The organism is Nonomuraea sp. NPDC049141 (assembly GCF_040648415.1).
Lineage (GTDB): Bacteria > Actinomycetota > Actinomycetes > Streptosporangiales > Streptosporangiaceae > Nonomuraea.
Window position 1 is genome coordinate 161,953 of sequence record NZ_JBEZDR010000006.1, and the last position, 18,031, is coordinate 179,983.

Annotated in this window: 19 protein-coding genes; 6 read left to right on the forward strand and 13 right to left on the reverse strand. The window is 72.0% G+C overall.

Features of this window, described 5'->3' with window-relative positions; genetic code table 11:
- The first annotated feature begins 24 nt into the window (after nt 1-24).
- Nucleotides 25-585 carry a GNAT family protein gene (locus tag AB0B91_RS19775; RefSeq protein WP_358321204.1) on the forward strand — a complete coding sequence of 187 codons (561 nt, stop codon included), beginning with the start codon at nt 25-27 and terminating at the stop codon, nt 583-585.
- Nucleotides 586-612: 27 nt separating this feature from the next.
- Here AB0B91_RS19775 and AB0B91_RS19780 read toward each other — a convergent pair whose 3' ends face one another.
- On the reverse strand, nt 613-1,785 hold the full coding sequence (locus AB0B91_RS19780; protein ID WP_358321206.1) for a beta-propeller fold lactonase family protein: 1,173 nt from the start codon (nt 1,783-1,785) through the stop codon (nt 613-615).
- 138 nt (nt 1,786-1,923) lie between these two features.
- On the opposite strand from AB0B91_RS19780, the gene AB0B91_RS19785 reads away from it, so the two are divergent.
- Together AB0B91_RS19785 and AB0B91_RS19790 are read left to right on the forward strand one after the other, a co-directional pair.
- On the forward strand, nt 1,924-2,442 hold the full coding sequence (locus tag AB0B91_RS19785) for a SigE family RNA polymerase sigma factor (RefSeq protein ID WP_358321209.1): 519 nt from the start codon (nt 1,924-1,926) through the stop codon (nt 2,440-2,442).
- The gene (locus AB0B91_RS19790) at nt 2,439-3,533 is read left to right on the forward strand and encodes a hypothetical protein (RefSeq protein ID WP_358321211.1); all 1,095 of its coding nucleotides are present in this window, start codon (nt 2,439-2,441) and stop codon (nt 3,531-3,533) included. The genes AB0B91_RS19785 and AB0B91_RS19790 overlap by 4 nt, the downstream gene beginning before the upstream one ends.
- 1 nt (nt 3,534) lies before the next feature.
- Here AB0B91_RS19790 and AB0B91_RS19795 read toward each other — a convergent pair whose 3' ends face one another.
- Genes AB0B91_RS19795 through AB0B91_RS19805 form a run of 3 tightly spaced genes read right to left on the reverse strand, consistent with a single transcriptional unit; the run spans nt 3,535 to nt 6,778 of the window.
- Nucleotides 3,535-4,311 carry an ABC transporter permease gene (locus AB0B91_RS19795; protein ID WP_358321214.1) on the reverse strand — a complete coding sequence of 259 codons (777 nt, stop codon included), beginning with the start codon at nt 4,309-4,311 and terminating at the stop codon, nt 3,535-3,537.
- Nucleotides 4,308-5,852: an ABC transporter permease subunit gene (locus AB0B91_RS19800; RefSeq protein WP_358321216.1), complete on the reverse strand. Its 1,545-nt coding sequence runs from the start codon at nt 5,850-5,852 to the stop codon at nt 4,308-4,310. Before AB0B91_RS19800 ends, AB0B91_RS19795 begins: the two co-directional genes overlap by 4 nt.
- Nucleotides 5,849-6,778 (reverse strand): ATP-binding cassette domain-containing protein, encoded by a 930-nt coding sequence (locus AB0B91_RS19805; protein ID WP_358321219.1) that lies wholly within the window; start codon nt 6,776-6,778, stop codon nt 5,849-5,851. Before AB0B91_RS19805 ends, AB0B91_RS19800 begins: the two co-directional genes overlap by 4 nt.
- An 86-nt stretch (nt 6,779-6,864) precedes the next feature.
- Here AB0B91_RS19805 and AB0B91_RS19810 point away from each other — a divergent pair, with 86 nt between their 5' ends.
- A complete protein-coding gene (locus AB0B91_RS19810; protein ID WP_358321222.1) occupies nt 6,865-8,049 on the forward strand; it encodes an ATP-binding protein in 1,185 nt (394 codons plus the stop codon).
- Complete coding sequence (locus tag AB0B91_RS19815; RefSeq protein ID WP_358321224.1) at nt 8,046-8,702, forward strand: response regulator transcription factor; 657 nt, start codon at nt 8,046-8,048, stop codon at nt 8,700-8,702. The genes AB0B91_RS19810 and AB0B91_RS19815 overlap by 4 nt, the downstream gene beginning before the upstream one ends.
- Here the strand turns inward: AB0B91_RS19815 and AB0B91_RS19820 are convergent.
- From AB0B91_RS19820 to AB0B91_RS19845, 6 genes are all read right to left on the reverse strand, one after another.
- Nucleotides 8,699-9,304, reverse strand: a complete 606-nt coding sequence (locus AB0B91_RS19820; protein ID WP_358321227.1) for a TetR/AcrR family transcriptional regulator — start codon at nt 9,302-9,304, stop codon at nt 8,699-8,701. The two genes, AB0B91_RS19815 and AB0B91_RS19820, sit on opposite strands and share 4 nt — an antisense overlap.
- Before the next feature lie 4 nt (nt 9,305-9,308).
- Nucleotides 9,309-10,604: an MFS transporter gene (locus AB0B91_RS19825; protein ID WP_358321230.1), complete on the reverse strand. Its 1,296-nt coding sequence runs from the start codon at nt 10,602-10,604 to the stop codon at nt 9,309-9,311.
- Nucleotides 10,601-11,674 (reverse strand): MerR family transcriptional regulator, encoded by a 1,074-nt coding sequence (locus AB0B91_RS19830; protein WP_358321233.1) that lies wholly within the window; start codon nt 11,672-11,674, stop codon nt 10,601-10,603. Before AB0B91_RS19830 ends, AB0B91_RS19825 begins: the two co-directional genes overlap by 4 nt.
- Nucleotides 11,675-11,753: 79 nt before the next feature.
- Nucleotides 11,754-12,602, reverse strand: coding sequence for a hypothetical protein (locus AB0B91_RS19835; protein ID WP_358321235.1), 849 nt, complete (start codon nt 12,600-12,602; stop codon nt 11,754-11,756).
- The gene (locus AB0B91_RS19840; RefSeq protein ID WP_358322194.1) at nt 12,599-12,910 is read right to left on the reverse strand and encodes a PadR family transcriptional regulator; all 312 of its coding nucleotides are present in this window, start codon (nt 12,908-12,910) and stop codon (nt 12,599-12,601) included. The genes AB0B91_RS19835 and AB0B91_RS19840 overlap by 4 nt, the downstream gene beginning before the upstream one ends.
- A 48-nt stretch (nt 12,911-12,958) precedes the next feature.
- Nucleotides 12,959-13,837 (reverse strand): alpha/beta hydrolase, encoded by an 879-nt coding sequence (locus AB0B91_RS19845; RefSeq protein WP_358321238.1) that lies wholly within the window; start codon nt 13,835-13,837, stop codon nt 12,959-12,961.
- A 93-nt stretch (nt 13,838-13,930) separates the two neighbouring features.
- Between AB0B91_RS19845 and AB0B91_RS19850 the strand changes: the two genes are divergently transcribed.
- Entirely contained in the window at nt 13,931-15,886 is a 1,956-nt protein-coding gene (locus AB0B91_RS19850; protein ID WP_358322197.1) for an AfsR/SARP family transcriptional regulator, read from the forward strand.
- Between the two features lie 56 nt (nt 15,887-15,942).
- Here the strand turns inward: AB0B91_RS19850 and AB0B91_RS19855 are convergent, their stop codons facing one another.
- Genes AB0B91_RS19855 through AB0B91_RS19865 form a run of 3 tightly spaced genes read right to left on the reverse strand, consistent with a single transcriptional unit; the run spans nt 15,943 to nt 18,019 of the window.
- Entirely contained in the window at nt 15,943-17,106 is a 1,164-nt protein-coding gene (locus tag AB0B91_RS19855; RefSeq protein ID WP_358321241.1) for a sigma-70 family RNA polymerase sigma factor, read from the reverse strand.
- A 3-nt stretch (nt 17,107-17,109) separates the two neighbouring features.
- Complete coding sequence (locus AB0B91_RS19860; RefSeq protein ID WP_358321243.1) at nt 17,110-17,448, reverse strand: YciI family protein; 339 nt, start codon at nt 17,446-17,448, stop codon at nt 17,110-17,112.
- A 10-nt stretch (nt 17,449-17,458) separates the two neighbouring features.
- Nucleotides 17,459-18,019, reverse strand: a complete 561-nt coding sequence (locus AB0B91_RS19865) for a dihydrofolate reductase family protein (RefSeq protein WP_358321246.1) — start codon at nt 18,017-18,019, stop codon at nt 17,459-17,461.
- Nucleotides 18,020-18,031 lie beyond the last annotated feature (12 nt).

An 18,031-nucleotide genomic window follows, 5' to 3' on the forward strand; every position in this document is an offset into this window, starting at 1 on the left:
TGGTTTAGACGATGGAAGAGGGAAATGTACGCGATATCCCTGGGTGACGACGGTGCGGAGCTGCGGCCGCTGGAGCCGTGGCAGGCCGAGGAGTTCCTGGCCCACATAGATCGGGGACGGGAGTTCATCGGGCAGTACGTCGCCATGCCGGACGCGGTCACGGACCTGGAGTCGAGCCGCTCGTTCCTGCGGGCGTACGCGGAGAAGGCCGCGACCGACACCGGGCGGATCCACGGCATCTGGACGGACGGCACGCTGGTCGGCGGAGTCATCTTCCGGACGATGGACCTCGGCCACGGCACCGCGGAGGCGGGCTGCTGGCTGGAGCCGTCGGCCGCGGGCAAGGGCCTGGTGACCAGGGCCATCCGCGTGATCATCGACTGGGCCGTCGAGGAGCGGGGCATCCACCGCGTGGAGTGGCAGGTCTCGGCGGCGAACGCGGCCAGCATCGCGGTGGCCCGGCGGCTCGGGATGACCAAGGACGGCGTGCTGCGGGAGAGCTACTGGCACCGGGGGAAGCGGAACGACGTCGAGGTCTGGTCGGTGCTCGCGCCGGAGTGGCGGGCGGCCCGGCAGGCGTCTTGATGCCCCTCGGGTCGCCCGCGCCTCTCCTTACCGTGGGGTCGCGGGGACCGGGCGTACGGCGATGGACTGGCTCCGCGGGCTCAGCCCTCCCGTGGCGAACGGTGAGTTCGGGGCCTCCTTCAGTGTGCCGCCGGATCCGATCTCGAACGCGGCCACCTGGTTGGTGTCCCGGACGGCGGCGAAGACGTCCCGGCCGTCCAGGGTGATCGCGACCGCCGCGACCTCGGCGTGGTCGGGAGTGGGGGCCGGGGAGTCGGCGGTCGGCCGGAGCGAGCCGTCCGCGAGGATCGTGAAGCCGAGCAGGCCGCCGGGGGGCGAGTCGGTGTCGGAGTCTTGGCCGGCGACGTACAGGTGCTGCCCGTCGGGCGTGACCTTGAGACCGACCGGGAATTCGGCCGCGGGGAACGGCGATCCGGGCACGGGGGTCAGCGAGCCGTCCACGCCGCGCCGGAACCCCCACACGTGCTGCGGCTCCACCGAGGTCACGTACACGAAGGCACCGTTGGGGCTGATCGCGATCCCGAAGTTGGCCGGCCCGACCTTCGCCACGTCCTGCGCGGGTCCGAGCGTGCCGTCCGCGCGTACGGCGAATCTGGTGACGACCCGTGGCGGGCTGTCGGCGGTCTCGTCCGTGTCGGCGTAGGAGAGGTAGAGGAAGCGCCCGTCCGGGGACAGCACCGTCTGCTTGGGATGGTCCGAGGTGGTCTTGAAGTCGCCGATTCTGGTGGGCGTCCCGTCCGGGCCGATCCGGTACGCCGAGATCGTCGCGTCGCCGACGCCGGTGTTGGTCACGTACAGGGTGCGCCCGTTCGGGGAGATGGTCGCCCCCCACGGCTCGTCGCCGGTCTTGACGATCCGCGGGTCCGGCTGGAGCGCGCCCTGCGCCCCCACCCGGAACACCGAAAGCGTGTCGGAGTCGCTGTTGACGACGTACGCGGTGGCCCCGTCCGGAGTGAGGGCGATGCCCCGGGGGGTCTCGCCGCCGGTGGGCACCGGCTTGCCGAGGAGCCTGAGGGTGCCCCTCGGGCCGATCGCCAGGGAGGAGACATCGCCGGAGCCCGCGTTCGTGACGTAGAGCACGCCGCCGGACGGCGGCAAGACCGGGCCGGCGGCGGCCTGGGCGGGGGTGAGGGATGGGGCGGCGAGCAACGCGGCGGCCAGGAGGGCACCGCCCACGCGCGTGGACAACGGGATGGACACGACTGACTCCTCAGAAATCGATGGGCCTACACCCGGTAGGCGTGCCATCCCGTTCCATCTGCGGTCTGACGAGAAGTTCAGGAGGGACTGCAACCTTTCGCGCGACGAGTGGCGTTCAACGGGCGAGAGGAGATCACATTGGATCGTCACGACGGCTTCCGCGAGTTCGTGCTCGCCCGCCAGCAAGCGCTGATGCGGAACGCGTACCTGCTCACGGGAGACGCCCACCTCGCCGAGGACCTGCTGCAGAGCGTCCTCATCAAGGTTGTCGGGCAGTGGCCCAAGCTGTCCAAAGGCGGCAACCCGGAGGCGTACACGCGCAAGGCGCTGGTCAACCAGTACATCTCCTGGAGACGCCGCCCCCGTCCGGAGTCACCGAGCGCCGACCCGCCCGAACGCGGCGCCTCCTATGACGGAGGCGCGCTCGACCGGATCGTGCTGCGCCAGGCGCTGGCCAAGTTGACACCCAAGCAGCGTGCCGTGGTCGTGCTGCGTTTCTGGGAGGACCTCACCGAGGCGCAGACGGCCGAGGTGCTCGGCTGCGCGGTCGGCACCGTGAAAAGCCAGGTCCATCACGCGCTGGCCCGTCTGCGCATGGTCGCGCCCGAGCTGGCGCACCTGCTGTCCGATTCCGAGATCGAGGAAGTGATCCGATGACGAGGCTGCGTGAGGCGCTGAACGACCTCGCCGACGAGGCCCCCATGGTGAGCCTGGTGAACGTGGCCATCGCGGGCCACCGGCGCAGGCGGCGCACCAACCGGACAGTGGCCGCAGTCGCCGCAGTGGTGCTGCTGGGCGTGGGGACCACCGCCGCGGCGCTGCCGTGGTCGTGGGGCGACCACACGGCAGCGCCGCGGGCCGCCGACACGGTGCCCGATCTGCCCGACGGCAAGGTGGGGTTGATCGGCAGCGCGTACCAGACCCCCTGCAAGCTCGACGCCGCGGAGCGGCAAGCCGACTGCAGTGCCGTCGAGTGGCGGGTGGTCACCCGCGCCGGCACGACTTACCGGGTGCCGCAGGCGCTCGTCAACACCACCAAGCAGCGGCGCGTGCCCGTCGCGATCAGCCGGGACGGGCGCATGCTCGCCTACTACAGCCGGCAAGCCCAGGCGCATGTGGTCCGCGACCTGATGACCGGATCCGAGGTGACCTCACCGGTCACGGTGAAGGAGGAACGGATCGGCATCGGCTCCATGTTCGTGGTCTCCGACGACGGCCGCTACGTGATCTTCGACCCGCGTGAGGGGAGCAAGGACCCGGGACTGCTGATCGACACCCGCACGGGCAAGACGGTGTCGGTGCCCGGCAAGTACGAGGCGGTCAGCATCAAGGACGGTGTCGCCGAGCTGGTCCGGTACATCAAGACCGACTTGTGGCTGATGCCCGTCACCGGTGGAGGCGCCCCGGTGCGCTTCCGCGGCGTGTTCATCATGTTCAGCGAGCTCGCCCCGGACGGCCGTACGGTGGCCGCCATGGAGTATCGGGACATGAAGAAGCGCACGCTCACCCTCCTCGACGCCAAGAGCGGGCGGACCCTGCGGAAGGTGGCCATCCGTGGCCTGCCGAAGAACGGCGGCCTCGCCGGCACCTCGATCTGGGAGAGCGGATCCGAGGTCACCATCGCCTTTTCCGACAAGGGTTTCATGATCACCTATGCCGTGGACGTCCGCACTGGGCAGAGCCGGAAGCTGGCTCGCTACCCTGGCAAGTTCCCGCGCGTGACCTTGCCGGGCGCCGCCGATCAGTAGGTCACGCGTCGCGCAGCCGCAGCAGCAACCCGCCGCCCAGGAGCGCGGCGGCGGCCCATGCGGCGAGTACGCCGAGCCCCGCCCATGGGCTGAGGGGCAGGGTGGACAGGTGGGTGGTGGCCTGGATGGCGAGCCCGGCGTTCATCGGCGAGAGCTGCCAGAGGAGCTTCTGCCAGGCCGGGTCGGCGATCATGAAGGGCAGGATCGACAGGACATAGAGCAGGCCGAGCACGGCTCCGATCGCCGTCGCCGAGTCCCGTACGGCGGCGGCGACGCCGAGGCTGAGCAGGGCGATCAGCGCGAGGTAGAGGACCGAGCCGAAAGCGGCGCGCAGCATGGGCCCCTCGGCCAGCGACAGCATCGGAGTGCCGGGACCACGGGTGAAGCCGTTGTCGAGCAGGACCCGCCGCCCGACCGCCATCGAGGCGAGCACGGCGACGCTGCCCCCGGCCAGCGTCAGCCCGGTGACGACGGCCGCCTTGGCGGCCAGGACGGTGACCCGGCGCGGCCTCGCCGTCAGAGTGGTGCGGATCATGCCGGTGCTGTACTCGCCGCTGATCGCCAGTACGGCCAGGATGGCGACCATCGCCTGGCCCACCTGGACGCCGAAAAGACTGATCTTGGCCGGGTCGTAGTCACACCCGGCCGACGTGCAGGACACCGCGGCGGCGGCCACGACGCTCACGGTGACGGTGAGCGTGACGAGCCCGAGCAGCAGCCAGCCGGTGCCCGCCACGGTACGGAGTTTCGTCCACTCCGCGTAAAGCTGTTGTCTCATGCGTCCCTCCGACGGAGTTGGAAGACGGCCAGGCCGAGCGCGAGCGCGGCGTAGCCGCAGAGCACGGCGAGGCCGGCCCAGGGTGCCAGCGGGTAGTAGCCGGCCGACGGGGCGTAGTTGCCGAGCACGTGCGCGTACTCGGGAATGCTCTGCTGGATCGCGAAGCCGGCGGCCGGGGTGAGCCGCAGCAGCCATTGCGCCGCGCTCGCGGGCAGGACGGAGGCGGTCGCGAGGATGTAGGGGACGACGATCACCACGATGGCGGCGATGACCGCGGGAACGCTGCGCCGGAACAGCGTGCCCACGGCGAGGGCGAGGACGGCGGCGGCCGCGAACAGCACCGCCGTGCCGACGATGACGCGTAGTTCGGTGAACGCGGTCACCGGGAGGATGTAGTTGCCGTTGGCGCGCAGGACCTGCCCGCCGAACGTGACCGCGGCCGTGGCGGCGGCCAGTCCGGTGACGAAGGTGACCGTGCCGATCGCGAGGGCCTTGGCCGCGAGCGTCCGTCCGCGCCGCGGCCCGGCGAGCAGGGTGGTGCGGATCAGGCCGCGCCGGTATTCGGCGGTGATGAACATGACCGCCACCACGATCACCACGATCAGCCCGGTCAGCGCGCCGGTGAGGGTGTTCTCGATCTGCTGGCCGTCCGACAGGGGCGCGATGTCGCCGACCCCCGTCACGGTGTACGTGCTGCCGGACTCCTTGAACCCGCCCGGGTGGTGCGCCGACCCGTCGGGATTCAGGGTGACTCCGACATCGTCGGGCCGCCACGCATCGCCGCCGACCGGCCCCTGGAGGCTGACCTGGTCGAAGACCGCGGTGGCCTCGGCGAAGCGCGAGGCCGCGCTGGACCCGCCGAAATCGCCCGGCGTCACCGTCAGGTCGCCCGGAGAGGCGGCGAAGAGCCCGACCTGCACCGCGGCCGGCAGTCCGGTCAGGCGCGCGGTGCCGACCTCGGTCCACTGCCGGCCGTCGGTGGACTCGTAGCCGGTGAGCTCCTCGCCGGAGCGGGTGAGTCGCAGCCAGCGCGGGGACTGCTTCGAGACGCCGCCCGGGCGGCCGGCCACGTCCTGGGTGAAGTCGTGCTGCATCCGCACCCCGTGCTTGCCGGTGACCATCACCGCCGCATAGGCGGAGCCCTGCTTCATGCTCTCCTTGATCATGATTCCGGCCTTCGCCCACGGCACGACCCCGGAGATCACGCGCCGGTTGCCCGGGTTGATGTCGGGCAGGCGGATCTGGCCGGTCATGGAGGTCACGCGTACGGTGATGCTGCCGTCCCCCTCCAGCGGCCGGTGGACGAAGTAGAACTTGTCCTCCACCGCTTCGCCGCCCGGCCCCACCGGGACGGCGGGACAGACACCGCCGCACGACTGGTGGCTGCCCGAGGCGGACAGCAGCCCGAGCAGGACGGTGACCAGCGCCGCGCCCGCCATGGCGAGCACCCAGCCGCGGACCGTCCGGAACTTGGTCCATTCGGCGCGCAGCAGCCGCGCGAAGCCGCCACGCCCGGCCCGGTGAGGAGCGGTGGTGCTCATCGCGCCGCCTCCTGCCCGGTGGCGCGGAACTCGACGGCGTCCCGGGTCAGCTCCAGGTACGCCTCCTCGAGCGTCGCGCGATGCGCCGACACCTCCGAGAACGGCACGGCGTACCGGTTGAGGAGCGCCACGATGTGCTCGCCCGCCAGACCGGTCACGGTCAGGGTGTCGCGGCCGGTGGCGGTCACGGTGGCCCCGGCCGGCGTCAGCGCCGCCATCGCCTCCGACGGCGCCGAGGTCCGCAGGGTGACCCGGCCTCCGGAGGCGGTCGCGAGCAGGCCGGCCACGCTGGTGTCGGCGACCACCCGGCCGCGCCCCACCACCACGAGGTGGTCGGCGGTGTCCTCGAGCTCGCTCATCAGATGGCTGGACACCAGCACGGCGCGGCCTTCGGCGGCCAGCGACCGCAGGAACCCGCGCATCCAGATGATGCCCTCGGGATCGAGGCCGTTGGACGGTTCGTCGAGCATGAGCACCGGCGGGTCGCCGAGCAGCGCGGCGGCGATGCCGAGCCGCTGGCGCATGCCCAGGGAGAAGCCACCCGCCTTGCGCTGGGCCGCCGAGCCGAGCCCGACCTGCTCGATCACCTCATCGACGCGTCCGGCGCCCAGGCCCTGGGAGTGGGCCAGCCACAGCAGATGGTTGCGGGCGGTACGGCTGGGCTGCAGGGCCGAGGCGTCCAGCAGCGCGCCGACGTGACGTAGTGGGTTCCGCAGACCGGTGTACGGCCGCCCGCCCACCAGCGCGGTGCCGGCGTCGGCCGCGTCCAGGCCGAGGATCACCCGCATCGTGGTGGACTTGCCCGCGCCGTTCGGGCCGACGAAACCGGTGACCTGCCCCGGCGTCACGGCGAAGGACATCCCGTCCAGCGCCATGGTCTGGCCGAACCGCTTACGCAGCCCGGCGACTTCGATGGTTGCTTGCATGGGTTCGGTTCTACGGACGTGGCCATAACGTGGGCCGAACGGAGGCTGTCATGCCGTTGTTAGGTCCGGCACGGCATCCTGGAGCGATGAGGAAGCTGCGACGCCTGGCACTGACCGGCCGCACCGTACGGCTGCGCTTCACCGCCCTGTACGGTGCCCTGTTCCTGCTGTCCGGCGTCGGGCTGCTGGTCATCACCAACCTCGTGAGCCTCGGGTCGCGGATCAACTCCCCCACCGAGACGCCGCCGGGCGAGCAGCTGACACTCGGGGCCGCCCAGGAGCTCATCGGCCGGCTCCAGAGCCAGCTGTCGGAGATACAGGCGCTCCAGGCGCGCCAGCTCCTGATCGGCTCGGCGGTCGCGCTCGCCGTCATGGCCGTGGTGTCGGCCGTGCTGGGCCGGATCGTCGCGGGCCGGGTGCTGCGACCACTGCGGACGATCACCGCGACCACGCGGCGGATCTCCGCCGACAACCTGCACGAGCGGCTGGCCGCGCCGGGCCCCGCCGACGAGGTGAAGGACCTGGCCGACACCATCGACGGGCTGCTGGAGCGCCTGGAGGGCTCCTTCGCCGCGCAGCGCCGCTTCGTCGCCAACGCCTCCCACGAGCTGCGTACCCCGCTGGCGACCATGCGGGCCTCGCTGGACGTGGCCGTGGCCAAGCCGGAGCCCGTACCGGCGCAGACGCTCGCGCTGGCCGACCGGATCCGCACCGAACTCGACCAGGTGGACCGGCTTCTGGAAGGCTTCCTCATGCTCGCCCGCACCCAGCACGGCGCCCTGGCCGACCGGGCGACGCTCTCGCTCGGCCGCGTGGTGTCCGCCGCCCTGGTCGGCCGGGCCGCCGACATCACGGCCAAGAACCTGACCGTCCACGACGGCGACCTCCATGACGACGCCTGGACGCAGGGCAGCCGGACGCTCCTGACCCGCATGGCCGACAACGTGATCGACAACGCGATCACCCACAACCACGACGGCGGCTGGATCCGGCTGTCCGCCACCGCCGACGGCGCGAGCGCGCTGCTCGTGGTGGAGACGGGCGGGCAGGCGCTCGATCAGGAGCAGGTCGCGCGGCTGGCCCAGCCGTTCCAGCGGCTCGGCACGGACCGGACCGGCTCCGGCGACGGCTCCGGGCTGGGGCTGTCGATCGTCGCGGCCATCGCCGCGGCGCACGGCGGCGGCCTGGACCTGCGCGCCCGGCCCGAGGGCGGCCTCCGGGTCGCCATCTCGCTGCCTCTGGCGCCGGCGCGGGCGGGGGTCGCGGCGTGAGGGTGCTGGTGGTCGAGGACGCGCGTGCCCTCGCCGCCGTCCTCGTCGAGGGCCTGGGTGATCAGGGCATGGCCGTGGACGTGGCGTACGACGGGCTGGAGGCGGCGGCCAAACTCGACCTCAACACCTACGACGTGGTCGTGCTCGACCGGGACCTGCCGGGGATCCACGGCGACACCCTCTGCCAGATGATCACCGAACGTGACGACCGGGTCATGGTCCTGATGCTGACCGCGGCCGGCTCGCCGGGCGACCGGGTCAGCGGCCTGACCCTGGGCGCCGACGACTACCTCGCCAAGCCGTTCCACTTCCCCGAACTGGTCCTGCGCATCCGCTCCCTGGCCCGCCGCCGGCCCGCCGCCCGCGCCCGCGTCCTGCGAGCGGCGGGCCTCGAACTCGACCCGCTCCGCCGTACGGTCACCCGCGACGGCGACCGGCTCGATCTGTCGGTCAAGGAGTTCGCCCTGCTCGAAGCCCTTCTGCGCGCGACCCCGGCCTTCCTCAGCACCGAGGACCTGCTGGAACAGGTCTGGGACGAGCACGCCGACCCGTTCACCAACACCGTGACCGTCACCATCGGCCGCCTGCGCCGCAAACTCGGCGACCCCCCGATCATCACCACCACCCCCGGCGTGGGCTACCGCATCGGTTAGACGGCGCTTCCGTCGGCGGACAGGGAGTCCAGCCAGCCGACCAGGCGGGCGCACTGCCGTGTCATGACGTCGGGGTCGCGCAGGGCGTTGGCCAGCAGCGACATGCCCTGGTAGGCGCCCACCAGCGTCAGGGCGAGCCCGTCGGGATCGGGCAGCCCGAGCTCGCGGAACTGGCGTTCGGCCCAGTCCAGCAGCACCCGGATGGCGTTGCCCGCCGCCACGTCCAGGCCGCCCTCGGTGCGCTTGTCCAGCTCGGCGGCCAGCGTCCCGGTCGGGCAGCCGTACCGGGCCGCGACCTCGCGCTGGCTCGCCCACGCCGCCACGAGTCCCTTGAGCCGCTCCCTCGGGTCGTCAAGGTGATCCAGTTGGCCGGTGAGCAGGCCCAGTTGCCGGACGTGCTCGGTCAGCGCGGCCGCGACCAGATCGTCCTTGGTCTTGAAGTAGTAGTACACGTTGCCCACGGGGACGTCGGCGGCGTGGGCGATGTCGGCGATGGTGGTGCGCTCCGCGCCCTGCTGATGCACGACCCTGGCGGCGGCGGCCATCAGCCGCTCCCGCTTGGCGGACGCGGCCCGCACCCGGGAACTTTTCGAGTCAGTCACCTAACTAACTATAGTCGCTGGAGGCCGGGGCCGTGTAGCGCCAGAGCTGAGGCGCCATCCGTACGATCACGGCCACGGTGATCGCGGCGAGCAGTCCACCGGCGCAGATCGTCATCTGAAGACCGTATGCCGCCGCGGCGGTCCCGTGCAGCAGGTTGGCGAGCTGCGGGCCGCCGATGAGGACGATGGTGAGTGATCCCTGGATCCGGCCGCGCATGGCGTCGTCGGCATAGGCCTGGCAGATGGCGTTGCGGGTGGTGCTGAGCACGAAGTTGACCGCACCGCCGAGCAGGAGCGCCGTCAGCGCGAGCCAGAGTCGTCCCGCCAGCCCGAGGACCACGACGGTCCCTCCCCAGGCCGCGGCGGCCGCAGCCATCAGGGCGCCGTGACGGCGTGCGCGCGTGAACGTCCCCGACATCAGTCCGGCCACGAAGACACCGGCCGGGTAAGCAGCGTAGAGCAGCCCCAGCTCCACGCCCCCTCCCGCGGGCCCGCCGTAGGCGCGTTGCGCCAGTTCAGGGAGAAGCGCTGCCGGCATGGCGAAGACCATCGCGGCGAGGTCCACCGCCAGCACGGCCACGAGCACCCGGCTGGAGAGCAGGTAGCGGAATCCGCCCAGAGCCGCTGAGCCCCATCGTGCACGCGGCTCTGGGCGGGCGCCGGGCAGGATCGGCGGCAAGGTGACCACCGCGCCTATGACGGCCAGCAGCGCGACGGCGTCGCACAGGTAGAGCGTGCCGAGCCCGGCCACCGGAATCAGCACCCCCGCCAGCAGCGGACCCATGATCGATCCGGTGTAGCGGACGAGCGAGCTGAGACCGTTCGCCGCCGGCAGCAGGTCAGCGGGCACCAGGCGGGGCACCGCGGCGCCCATCGTCACCATGATCGCCCCGAAGGCCAGTCCCTGGCAGGCCACCAGCACCAGCAGGACCGCGACAGAGCGGCTGCCCAGCGCCGCCTGAACCCACAGCGCCAAGTAGGTCAGCGCGAGGCCACAGTGCGCGGCCAGCAGCAGCCGCCGCCGGTCCACGAGGTCGGCGAGGGTGCCGATCCACAGCGACGCGACGACCAGAGCGCCGAACGACACCGCGGCCGCCACGCCGACGGTCGCGGACGAGCCGGTCAGCGTGTACAGCTGCGTCGGCACCGTGACCACGCTGAACGAGCCACCGACCGCGCAAACGGCCGAGGCGGCCCACAAGCGCCGGTAGGCGGGGATCGCCAGGGGACGCCGGTCGAGCGTGTACGCGCCGAAGGAACGTACGACCGACGCGCCGGACCGGACCCGGCCGGCGGTCACAGCGTCACCACATCCGCGACCACACAGGCGACGTTGTCCGGTGCGCCCGCGGCGTACACCAGCTTGACCAGCTCGTCCAGTACCTGCTCAGGGCCGTCTGTACCACTCAGCACAGCGCGCAGGGACTCCGCCGGGACGACGGTGGACAGGCCATCGGAGCACAACAGATAGCGGTCACCGGCCGCGGCCGGGTGCAACGACAGGTCAGGCTGGGCCCCGCCCCTGCCCGTGAGGGCACGGGCCAGCAGCGAGCGTTGCGGATGCGAAGCGGCCTCCTCCGGACTGAGGCGGCCTTCGTCGACCAGCGCCTGCACGTAGGTGTGGTCGTGGGTGATCTGGAAGAGCTCACCGTCGCGCAGGAGATACGCCCGTGTGTCACCGATGTGCGCCAGCGCCAGCTGGGAGCCCGACCACAGCATCGCGGTCAGCGTCGTGACCGCCTCACCGGACACTGTCGACTCGGCGATGTCCTGAATCACCCGGTCGGCATGGCGAACCGCGTCAGCGAGAGCGCCGAGCAGGTCGCCGGCGGGTACGGCCTTCGTCTCCAGCGGCTTGAGCGCCTCGATGGCCGCCGCGCTCGCGAGGTTCCCGCCGGGCCCGCGTACTCCGTCGGCCACCGCCAGCAGCCGGGTGCCGGCGTAGGCGGTGTCCTCGTTGCTGGTGCGAACCAGTCCCGACTCCGATCGGGCCGCGTAACGGATCCCGGTCATGGTCTGCGCGTCCTCCACGGCGCTGCCCCTTCCTGACAGGTAGTCGACGAGGAAGGTGGCCAGCTGTTCGCGTACCGCGGTTTCGGCCATGACCTGCGCCCAGTAGCCGGCGACCTGCTCGGCCGCCGCCGCCGGGTCCAGGTCGCACACCTGGCGAATGCGCGCCAACGGCATGCCCAGCCGACGCAGCCACGCGATCAACCGGGCCCGCTCCAACTGCGACGGATCGTAGAAGCGGTATCCCGACTCCCCGTCCACCGCGGCCGGCCGGAGCAACCCGAGCTCGTCGTACAGCCGTAACGCCTTCGGCGACAACCGCGCGGCTCGGGCGAACGCCCCGATCGTCAGCAGCCCCATGCCCACCCTCCTCGCACCGGCCAGGCGACCGGCACCACGATGGTGCGCCTTCACCCAAGGGCAAGGTCCACCCAGACCGTCAGATCTTCCGTCTGGTACGGCGAGCCGCCACCGCCGAAGCGACCACCAGCAGGGTGAGCAGCCCCCAGTAGGCGAAGCCCTTCCTGCCGTGCGCGGGCAGGTTCTCCGCCAAATAGGCCAGGCCCGGGATCATATAGATGGCGGCGGCGAGTGACCACCTGGCGTCCCCGGCCGCCACCGTGGCCCAGAGCACGGCACCCAGCGCCAGCACCTCCACGCCCGCCCGGAACAGCAACCAGGGCAGTTCTTCCGGGAAGGGGAAGTAGACGTACTGCAGCGTCCAGCAGAACACCGGGATGAGCAGCCACAGCCACGACCGCGCGGGCAGCTCCTTCCCGCGTCGTCCAATGACGAGGACGGCCAGCCCGGCCAGGATCACCACATGGGGGACCACGTTCGACATCTCGACGTAGGCCGGCCCGAAACGGGGGACGCCCATCCGACCCAAGAGGCCGCTGGTCTGGAAGGCAGCCACAGTCGCGAGTGGCAGCGCCAGCAGCAGCCGGCCGCGGGTGATCGCCACCAGCAGAAGGATCGCGAGAGCGGTCCAGATCGGCCGGATCAGGTGGGGCAGGACGTCGACCTTCATGGCGTAGGTGGTCGTCGCCACGGCCAGCACGCCGAGATGCAGGCCGTCCGCCCACCAGGGCGCGCGGGACCTGGCGTCTCTGGCGTGGGCGGCGAAGCCGCCGGCCAGGAGCGCGAGCGCTTCGCGGGTCGCCGGACGGCGGGCATCCGGGGCGGCTGCCTCCATCAGCGTGTTGAGGAGTTCCTCGCCGTGCTGCTCGCGGTAGGTACGGGGATAGGCCTTGAGCAGGCGGCGGTAGCGTTGTTCGAGGACGGTCACGTGCCCATCACCGTCATCTGGCTGGTCACGACGGCCGCGGCGCTCTGGAGCCGCACGGCCTCCGCGCGCACCGCGGCCGTGCCCTCTTCGGTGATCCGGTAGTAGCGTCTGGCCCGACCGTCGACGATCTCCTCGCGGTCGATCACCACCAGTCCGGCCTCGGCGAGCCGATCGAGCGCGCCGTACAGGGTGCCGACGGCGAGCTTCACGCGTTCCGAGGACTGCTCGCCCGCGCGTTTGATGATCCCGTAGCCGTGGAGCGGCTTCTCCAGCAGTGCGGCGAGGATGAAATACGTCGCCTCTGTCATCTTGGTCACGCGGGCAGCATATATCGAATGCCGAAATATATCGGCCGTTCAGCGGATGAGGAGGTCGCGGAGGGCCTTGGTGATGTCGGCAGGGGCTTCTTCGGCCATGAAGTGACCGCAGGTGACCGTGTCATGCCGCAGGTCGGGCGCCCATGCGCGCCACCGGGCGGCCGCGTCGAAGCCGAGGGCGGCGCCCCAGTCCTGCTGGAGTACGGTGACCGGCATCCGCAGCTGGTTGCCGGCGTCCTGGTCGGCCTGGTCGTGGACGACGTCGATGCCGGCGGAGGCGCGGTAGTCGGCCACGATCGAGGGGACCGCGTCGCGGCAGGCGGCCAGGTAGGCGGCCCGGACCTCGGTGGGGATCGCCTGCGGGTCGGTGGTCCAGATGTCGAGAAAGTGGCCGAAGAAGGCGTCCGACGCGGCGGCGATCAGCTGCTCGGGCAGGCCCGGCGGCTGGGCCATCAGGTACAGGTGGAAACCGACGGCGGCGCTGGTGCCGTGCATCACGTCCCACATGTCCAGGGTCGGCAGTACGTCGAGGCAGGCCAGGTGCGTGATCGTCTCGGGGTGATCGAGGGCGGCGCGGAAGGCGACCAGGGCGCCGCGGTCGTGCCCGGCCAGCGCGAAGCGCTCATGTCCCAGCGCGCGGGCCAGGGCGAGGATGTCGGCGGCCATGGTGCGCTTGGCGTAGGTGGTGCCGCCGGTCTCGGCGGGCTTGTCGCTGGCGCCGTAGCCACGCAGGTCGGGGCAGATCACCATGTGGTCGGCCGCGAGGTCGGCGGCGACGTGCCGCCACATCAGGTGGGTCTGCGGGAAGCCGTGCAGCAGCACGATCGGCGTGCCCGAGCCGGCGACGGCCGCGTTCAGGGACACGCCGTCGGCGACGGGGACGCGCCGGTAGTCGAAGCCGGCGATGGCGGGCGGCATGGTCGAGCCCTTTCCGTAGGTGAGCGGGGGTCTCCAGCCTGCCGGGCGCCGATGAGCATCGGATGAGCGCGCTATAGCGTGGCCGGGGTGGCGATGACACGGAAGGTGTTCGGGGTGCTGGGGCCGGTGGCGGCCTGGGACGAGGCCGGGGGCGCGATCGCCTTGAAGGGGCCGCGGCACCGCGCGGTGCTGGCCCGGTTGATCGTCGCCCGCCGCCGCGTCGTCCCGGTCTCCCGCCTGGTCGAGGACCTGTGGCTCGATCCGCCGCCGGGCGCGGTGGGCGCGGTACGCACCTTCGTGGCCGCGCTGCGCCGCGCGCTGGAGCCCGAGCGCCCGCCGCGCACCGCGGCCCGGCTGCTGGTCACCGAGGGGCCGGGGTACGCCCTGCGCGCGGAGCCGGACGCGGTGGACGCCTGGCGGTTCGAGCAGGCGGTGGCCGCGACGCTGCCACCCGAAGGCGTGCTCGCCCGGCTGGAGGAGGCGCTGGGCTGGTGGCGCGGGCCTGCTTACGCCGAGTTCGCCGAGGAGGACTGGGCCCGGGCGGAGCGTTCCCGTCTGGCGGAGCTGCGGCTGCAGGCGGTGGAACGCCGGGCCGAGGCACGCCTGGCCCTGGGCCTTGCCGCCGAGGCGGTGCCGGATCTGGACGCGCACGTGGCCGAGCACCCCTGGCGGGAGAACGCCTGGCGGCTGCTGGCCCTCGCGCTGTACCGTACCGGCCGCCAGGGTGACGCGCTGGCGGTGCTGCGCCGGGCACGAACGCTCCTGGTCGAGCAGTTGGGGGTGGATCCCGGCCCGGCGCTGCGCGGCCTGGAGAGCGACATCCTGCACCAGTCAGGCCACCTCGACCCGGCAGGTGCGGCGGGCCGGGTGTGGGCGCAGACGGCCGCCGCCTATGACCGGACCGTGGCGTCCGGCGCGCGGGCGCGGCTGGAGTCGACGGTGGGCCTGCTGCGTAATCTGGCGGTGACCGGGGGCGGCGGCCTGGAGGCGGCCCGCCGGTACCGCCTGACGGCCGTCGCCGCGGCGGAGGAGCTGGGTGACGCGGAGTTGACCGCCCGCGTGATCGGCGCGTACGACGTACCGGCGATCTGGACCCGGTCGGACGACCCTGAACAGGCGGCCCAGATCGTCGCGGCGGCCGAACGCGCCCTGGCCGCCCTCCCATCCGCCGCGCACCAGGCGGCGCGGGCCCGGCTGCTGGCCACGATCGCCCTGGAGTCACGCGGCACCCGCGCGGAGCGCGGGCCCCGGGCAGCAGCGCAGGCGGAGGAGATCGCCCGCCGCCTGGACGATCCGGCGCTGCTGGCGTTCGCTCTCAACGGCGTGTTCATGCAGACCTTCCACCGGGCCGGTCTGGCGCCGCGCCGGGACGAGCTCGGCGCCGAGCTGATCGCCCTGTCCGCCCGGCATGGCCTGGTCACCTTCGAGGTGCTCGGGCACCTCATCCGCCTCCAGGCCCGCAGCGCGCTCGCGGACTTCCCCGGCGCCGACGAGCACGCGGCCTCCGCCGACCGCCTGGCCGAACGGCACGAACTGCCGCTGGCAGGCGTGTTCGCCCAGTGGTACCGGGCACTGCGGCTCGCCGCCACCGAGCAGGCACCGGTGGCGGAAGCGGCCTATCGCGACGCCGCCGCGCGGCTGGACGGCGCCGGCATGCCCGGACTGCGGTCCGGGCTGTTGCCGCTCGCGCTGCTGTGCCTGCGCCTGCGGCACGCACGGCCCGCCCAGACCGACGAGGGCATCGACTGGGGACCGTACGAGCCGTGGGCCCGTCCCCTGGTGCTGCTGGCCCAGGACCGTCCGGACGCGGCCGCATCGGCACTGCGCCTGGTCCCGGAACCACCCCGCGACCTGCTGTACGAGGCGCTGTGGTGCCTCGCCGCGCGAGCGGCCATCGCCGTCGGCGACCGGGCGACGATGGAACGCGCCCACACCGAGCTGCTCCCCGCGGCGGCGGAGCTGGCGGGGGCGGGCAGCGGCCTGCTCACCCTGGGCCCGGTCTCCGGACACCTCGACGACCTCGCCACCGCCCTCCACCGCTCCTGGTGAGCTCGCCCGGCCGTCGCCCTACCGCGCCGACGCTCGGGGAGGCGAGGCGAGGTGGGTCACAGGTCGGTGAGGCGGCGGTTGAGGAAGCGGCGCTCGGCCTCGGTGGTGGTGAGGTCGAGCGCTCTTCGGTACGCCGCTCGCGCCGCCGCGGTGTCGTGGAGGCGCCGCAGGAGCTCGGCCCGGGTGGAGTGGAAGTAGCGGTAGTCGTCGAGGTGGAGCGCGTCGACGATCGCCAGCGCCGCCCGCGGCCCCTCGACCTCGGCGATCGCCACGGCCCTGTTGAGCTCGACGATCGCCGAGCCCGTCAGTTCCCGTAGCCGGCCATAGAGCGCGGCGACGGCCGGCCAGTCGATCCGTTCCTCGGTCTGCAGGCCGGCGATGGCCGCCTGCACCGCATAGACGCCGGGAGCACCGAACCTGATGGCGCGGTCGAGCAGTGCCCGCCCTTCCTCGATCTGGGCGGTGTCCCACAGGCGGCGATCCTGCTCGTGGAGCAGGACGATCTCGCCGTCGCGCACGCGGGCCGCGCGACGCGAGTCGTGCAGCAGCATCAGCGCCAGCAGCGCGACGGCCTCAGGCTCGTCGGGCATGAGATCGAGCAGGGTCCGCCCCAGCCGGATCGCCTCCGCCGCGAGGTCGGCCCGGCCGTCGCCGTACCCCTGATTGAAGATCAGGTACAGCACCGCGAGGACCGCTCTCAGGCGGCCGGGCAGGAGGTGGTCGTGCGGGATCGCGAACGGGATCGCCGCCACCCGGATCTTGTTGCGCGCGCGGGAGAGGCGGCGCTTCATCGTCTCGTCGTTCACCAGGAACGCCCGGGCGATCTCCGGCGTGGACAGGCCGCCCAGTGCGCGCAGGGTGAGCGCGACCTGGGCCTCGGTCGCCAGCGCCGGGTGACAGCACATGAAGAAGAGTTCGAGGCGTTCGTCGGGGATCGTCGTCGTCTCGTCCATCGTGACCTCTGCGGGTATCGGGTGATCCAGCAGCCGGGTCTTCTCCGCGCGGGTGCGGTCACGACGAAGACGGTCGATCGCCCGGTTGCGTCCGGTCACTACGAGCCAGGCTCCCGGATTGTCCGGCGGCCCGTCACGCGCCCAGCGCTCGGCGGCGATGACGAACGCCTCCTGCGCGGCCTCCTCGGCGAGGTCGACGTCGCCGAGGAAGCTCACCAGGGCGGCCACCACGCGCGCCCACTGGTCGCGGAAGACCTCCTCGAGCACGGCCTACCGCTCCACCAGCGGCCGTACTTCGACCGACCCGCCGAGGCGGGCGGCCGGGATCCGGGCGGCGAGTTCCAGCGCGGAGTCGAGGTCGATCGCCTCGACGAGGTAGTAGCCGCCGAAGATCTCCTTGGTGTCGGCGAACGGCCCGTCGGTCAGCAGCGGTTCGCCGTGCTCGACCCGGACGGTGGTCGCGGTGTCGGCCGGCTGGAGCCGTTCGCCTCCGAGGATGCGTTCATCCTGCATCAGCGCGATGTACTCGGCGCTGATGGCGGCGCGCTGGTCCTCGCTGAGGCCGTCGTAAGCGCCGGGGCGTTCGTTGATCAGCAATGCGTACTTCATCGGCGGTCTCCTAATCGCGGTTGTAGACGAGGCGGACGGCTTGGCCCGTCCTTTCGGCGCCCGCGAGGTTCAGGCCGACGGGCCGGCCGGGCTGGTCGAACAGGCGCCGGCCCTGACCGAGCACCGTCGGGAAGACCAGCAGCCGGTATTGATCGACCAGGTCGGCCGCCCGCAGCGCATCGACGATGCTAGCGCTGCCGGCTACCACGACATCCTGGCTCTGCCTGCGCTTGGACACCTCGTCGAGCAGATCGCCCGGCAGAAGGGTGGAGTTGCTCCACTTCTCGACGTCGTCCAGCGATCGTGAGGCGACGAGCTTGGGGATGGCGTTCATCTTCTGGGAGAACTCGTCCTGTCTGGCGGACCAGATGCGGGAGAAGAGCTGCCAGGTGACGCGGCCCAGCAGCATGACTCCGGTGTCCAGCACCTCGCCCAGCTCGAACTTGTCGCCGGCCACGGCTTCGGGCCCGTAGCGGAAGGCCCATCCTCCCCACGGCGAGCCGTCCGACCCGTCCGGGTCCTCGATGACCCCGTCAAGGGTGATGAACTCGATGACGATGACCTGACTCATGACCTTGGACCT

Bases quoted from the DNA above. Each gene is read 5' to 3' on its own strand.
- AB0B91_RS19800 (WP_358321216.1), bottom strand. From the start codon at position 5,852: ATGAGCACCACCGCTCCTCACCGGGCCGGGCGTGGCGGCTTCGCGCGG.
- AB0B91_RS19865 (WP_358321246.1), bottom strand. From the start codon at position 18,019: ATGAGTCAGGTCATCGTCATCGAGTTCATCACCCTTGACGGGGTCATC.
- AB0B91_RS19775 (WP_358321204.1), top strand. From the start codon at position 25: ATGTACGCGATATCCCTGGGTGACGACGGTGCGGAGCTGCGGCCGCTG.
- AB0B91_RS19795 (WP_358321214.1), bottom strand. From the start codon at position 4,311: ATGAGACAACAGCTTTACGCGGAGTGGACGAAACTCCGTACCGTGGCG.
- AB0B91_RS19845 (WP_358321238.1), bottom strand. From the start codon at position 13,837: ATGCCGCCCGCCATCGCCGGCTTCGACTACCGGCGCGTCCCCGTCGCC.
- AB0B91_RS19805 (WP_358321219.1), bottom strand. From the start codon at position 6,778: ATGCAAGCAACCATCGAAGTCGCCGGGCTGCGTAAGCGGTTCGGCCAG.
- AB0B91_RS19790 (WP_358321211.1), top strand. From the start codon at position 2,439: ATGACGAGGCTGCGTGAGGCGCTGAACGACCTCGCCGACGAGGCCCCC.
- AB0B91_RS19840 (WP_358322194.1), bottom strand. From the start codon at position 12,910: ATGACAGAGGCGACGTATTTCATCCTCGCCGCACTGCTGGAGAAGCCG.
- AB0B91_RS19810 (WP_358321222.1), top strand. From the start codon at position 6,865: ATGAGGAAGCTGCGACGCCTGGCACTGACCGGCCGCACCGTACGGCTG.
- AB0B91_RS19830 (WP_358321233.1), bottom strand. From the start codon at position 11,674: ATGGGGCTGCTGACGATCGGGGCGTTCGCCCGAGCCGCGCGGTTGTCG.
- AB0B91_RS19860 (WP_358321243.1), bottom strand. From the start codon at position 17,448: ATGAAGTACGCATTGCTGATCAACGAACGCCCCGGCGCTTACGACGGC.
- AB0B91_RS19850 (WP_358322197.1), top strand. From the start codon at position 13,931: ATGACACGGAAGGTGTTCGGGGTGCTGGGGCCGGTGGCGGCCTGGGAC.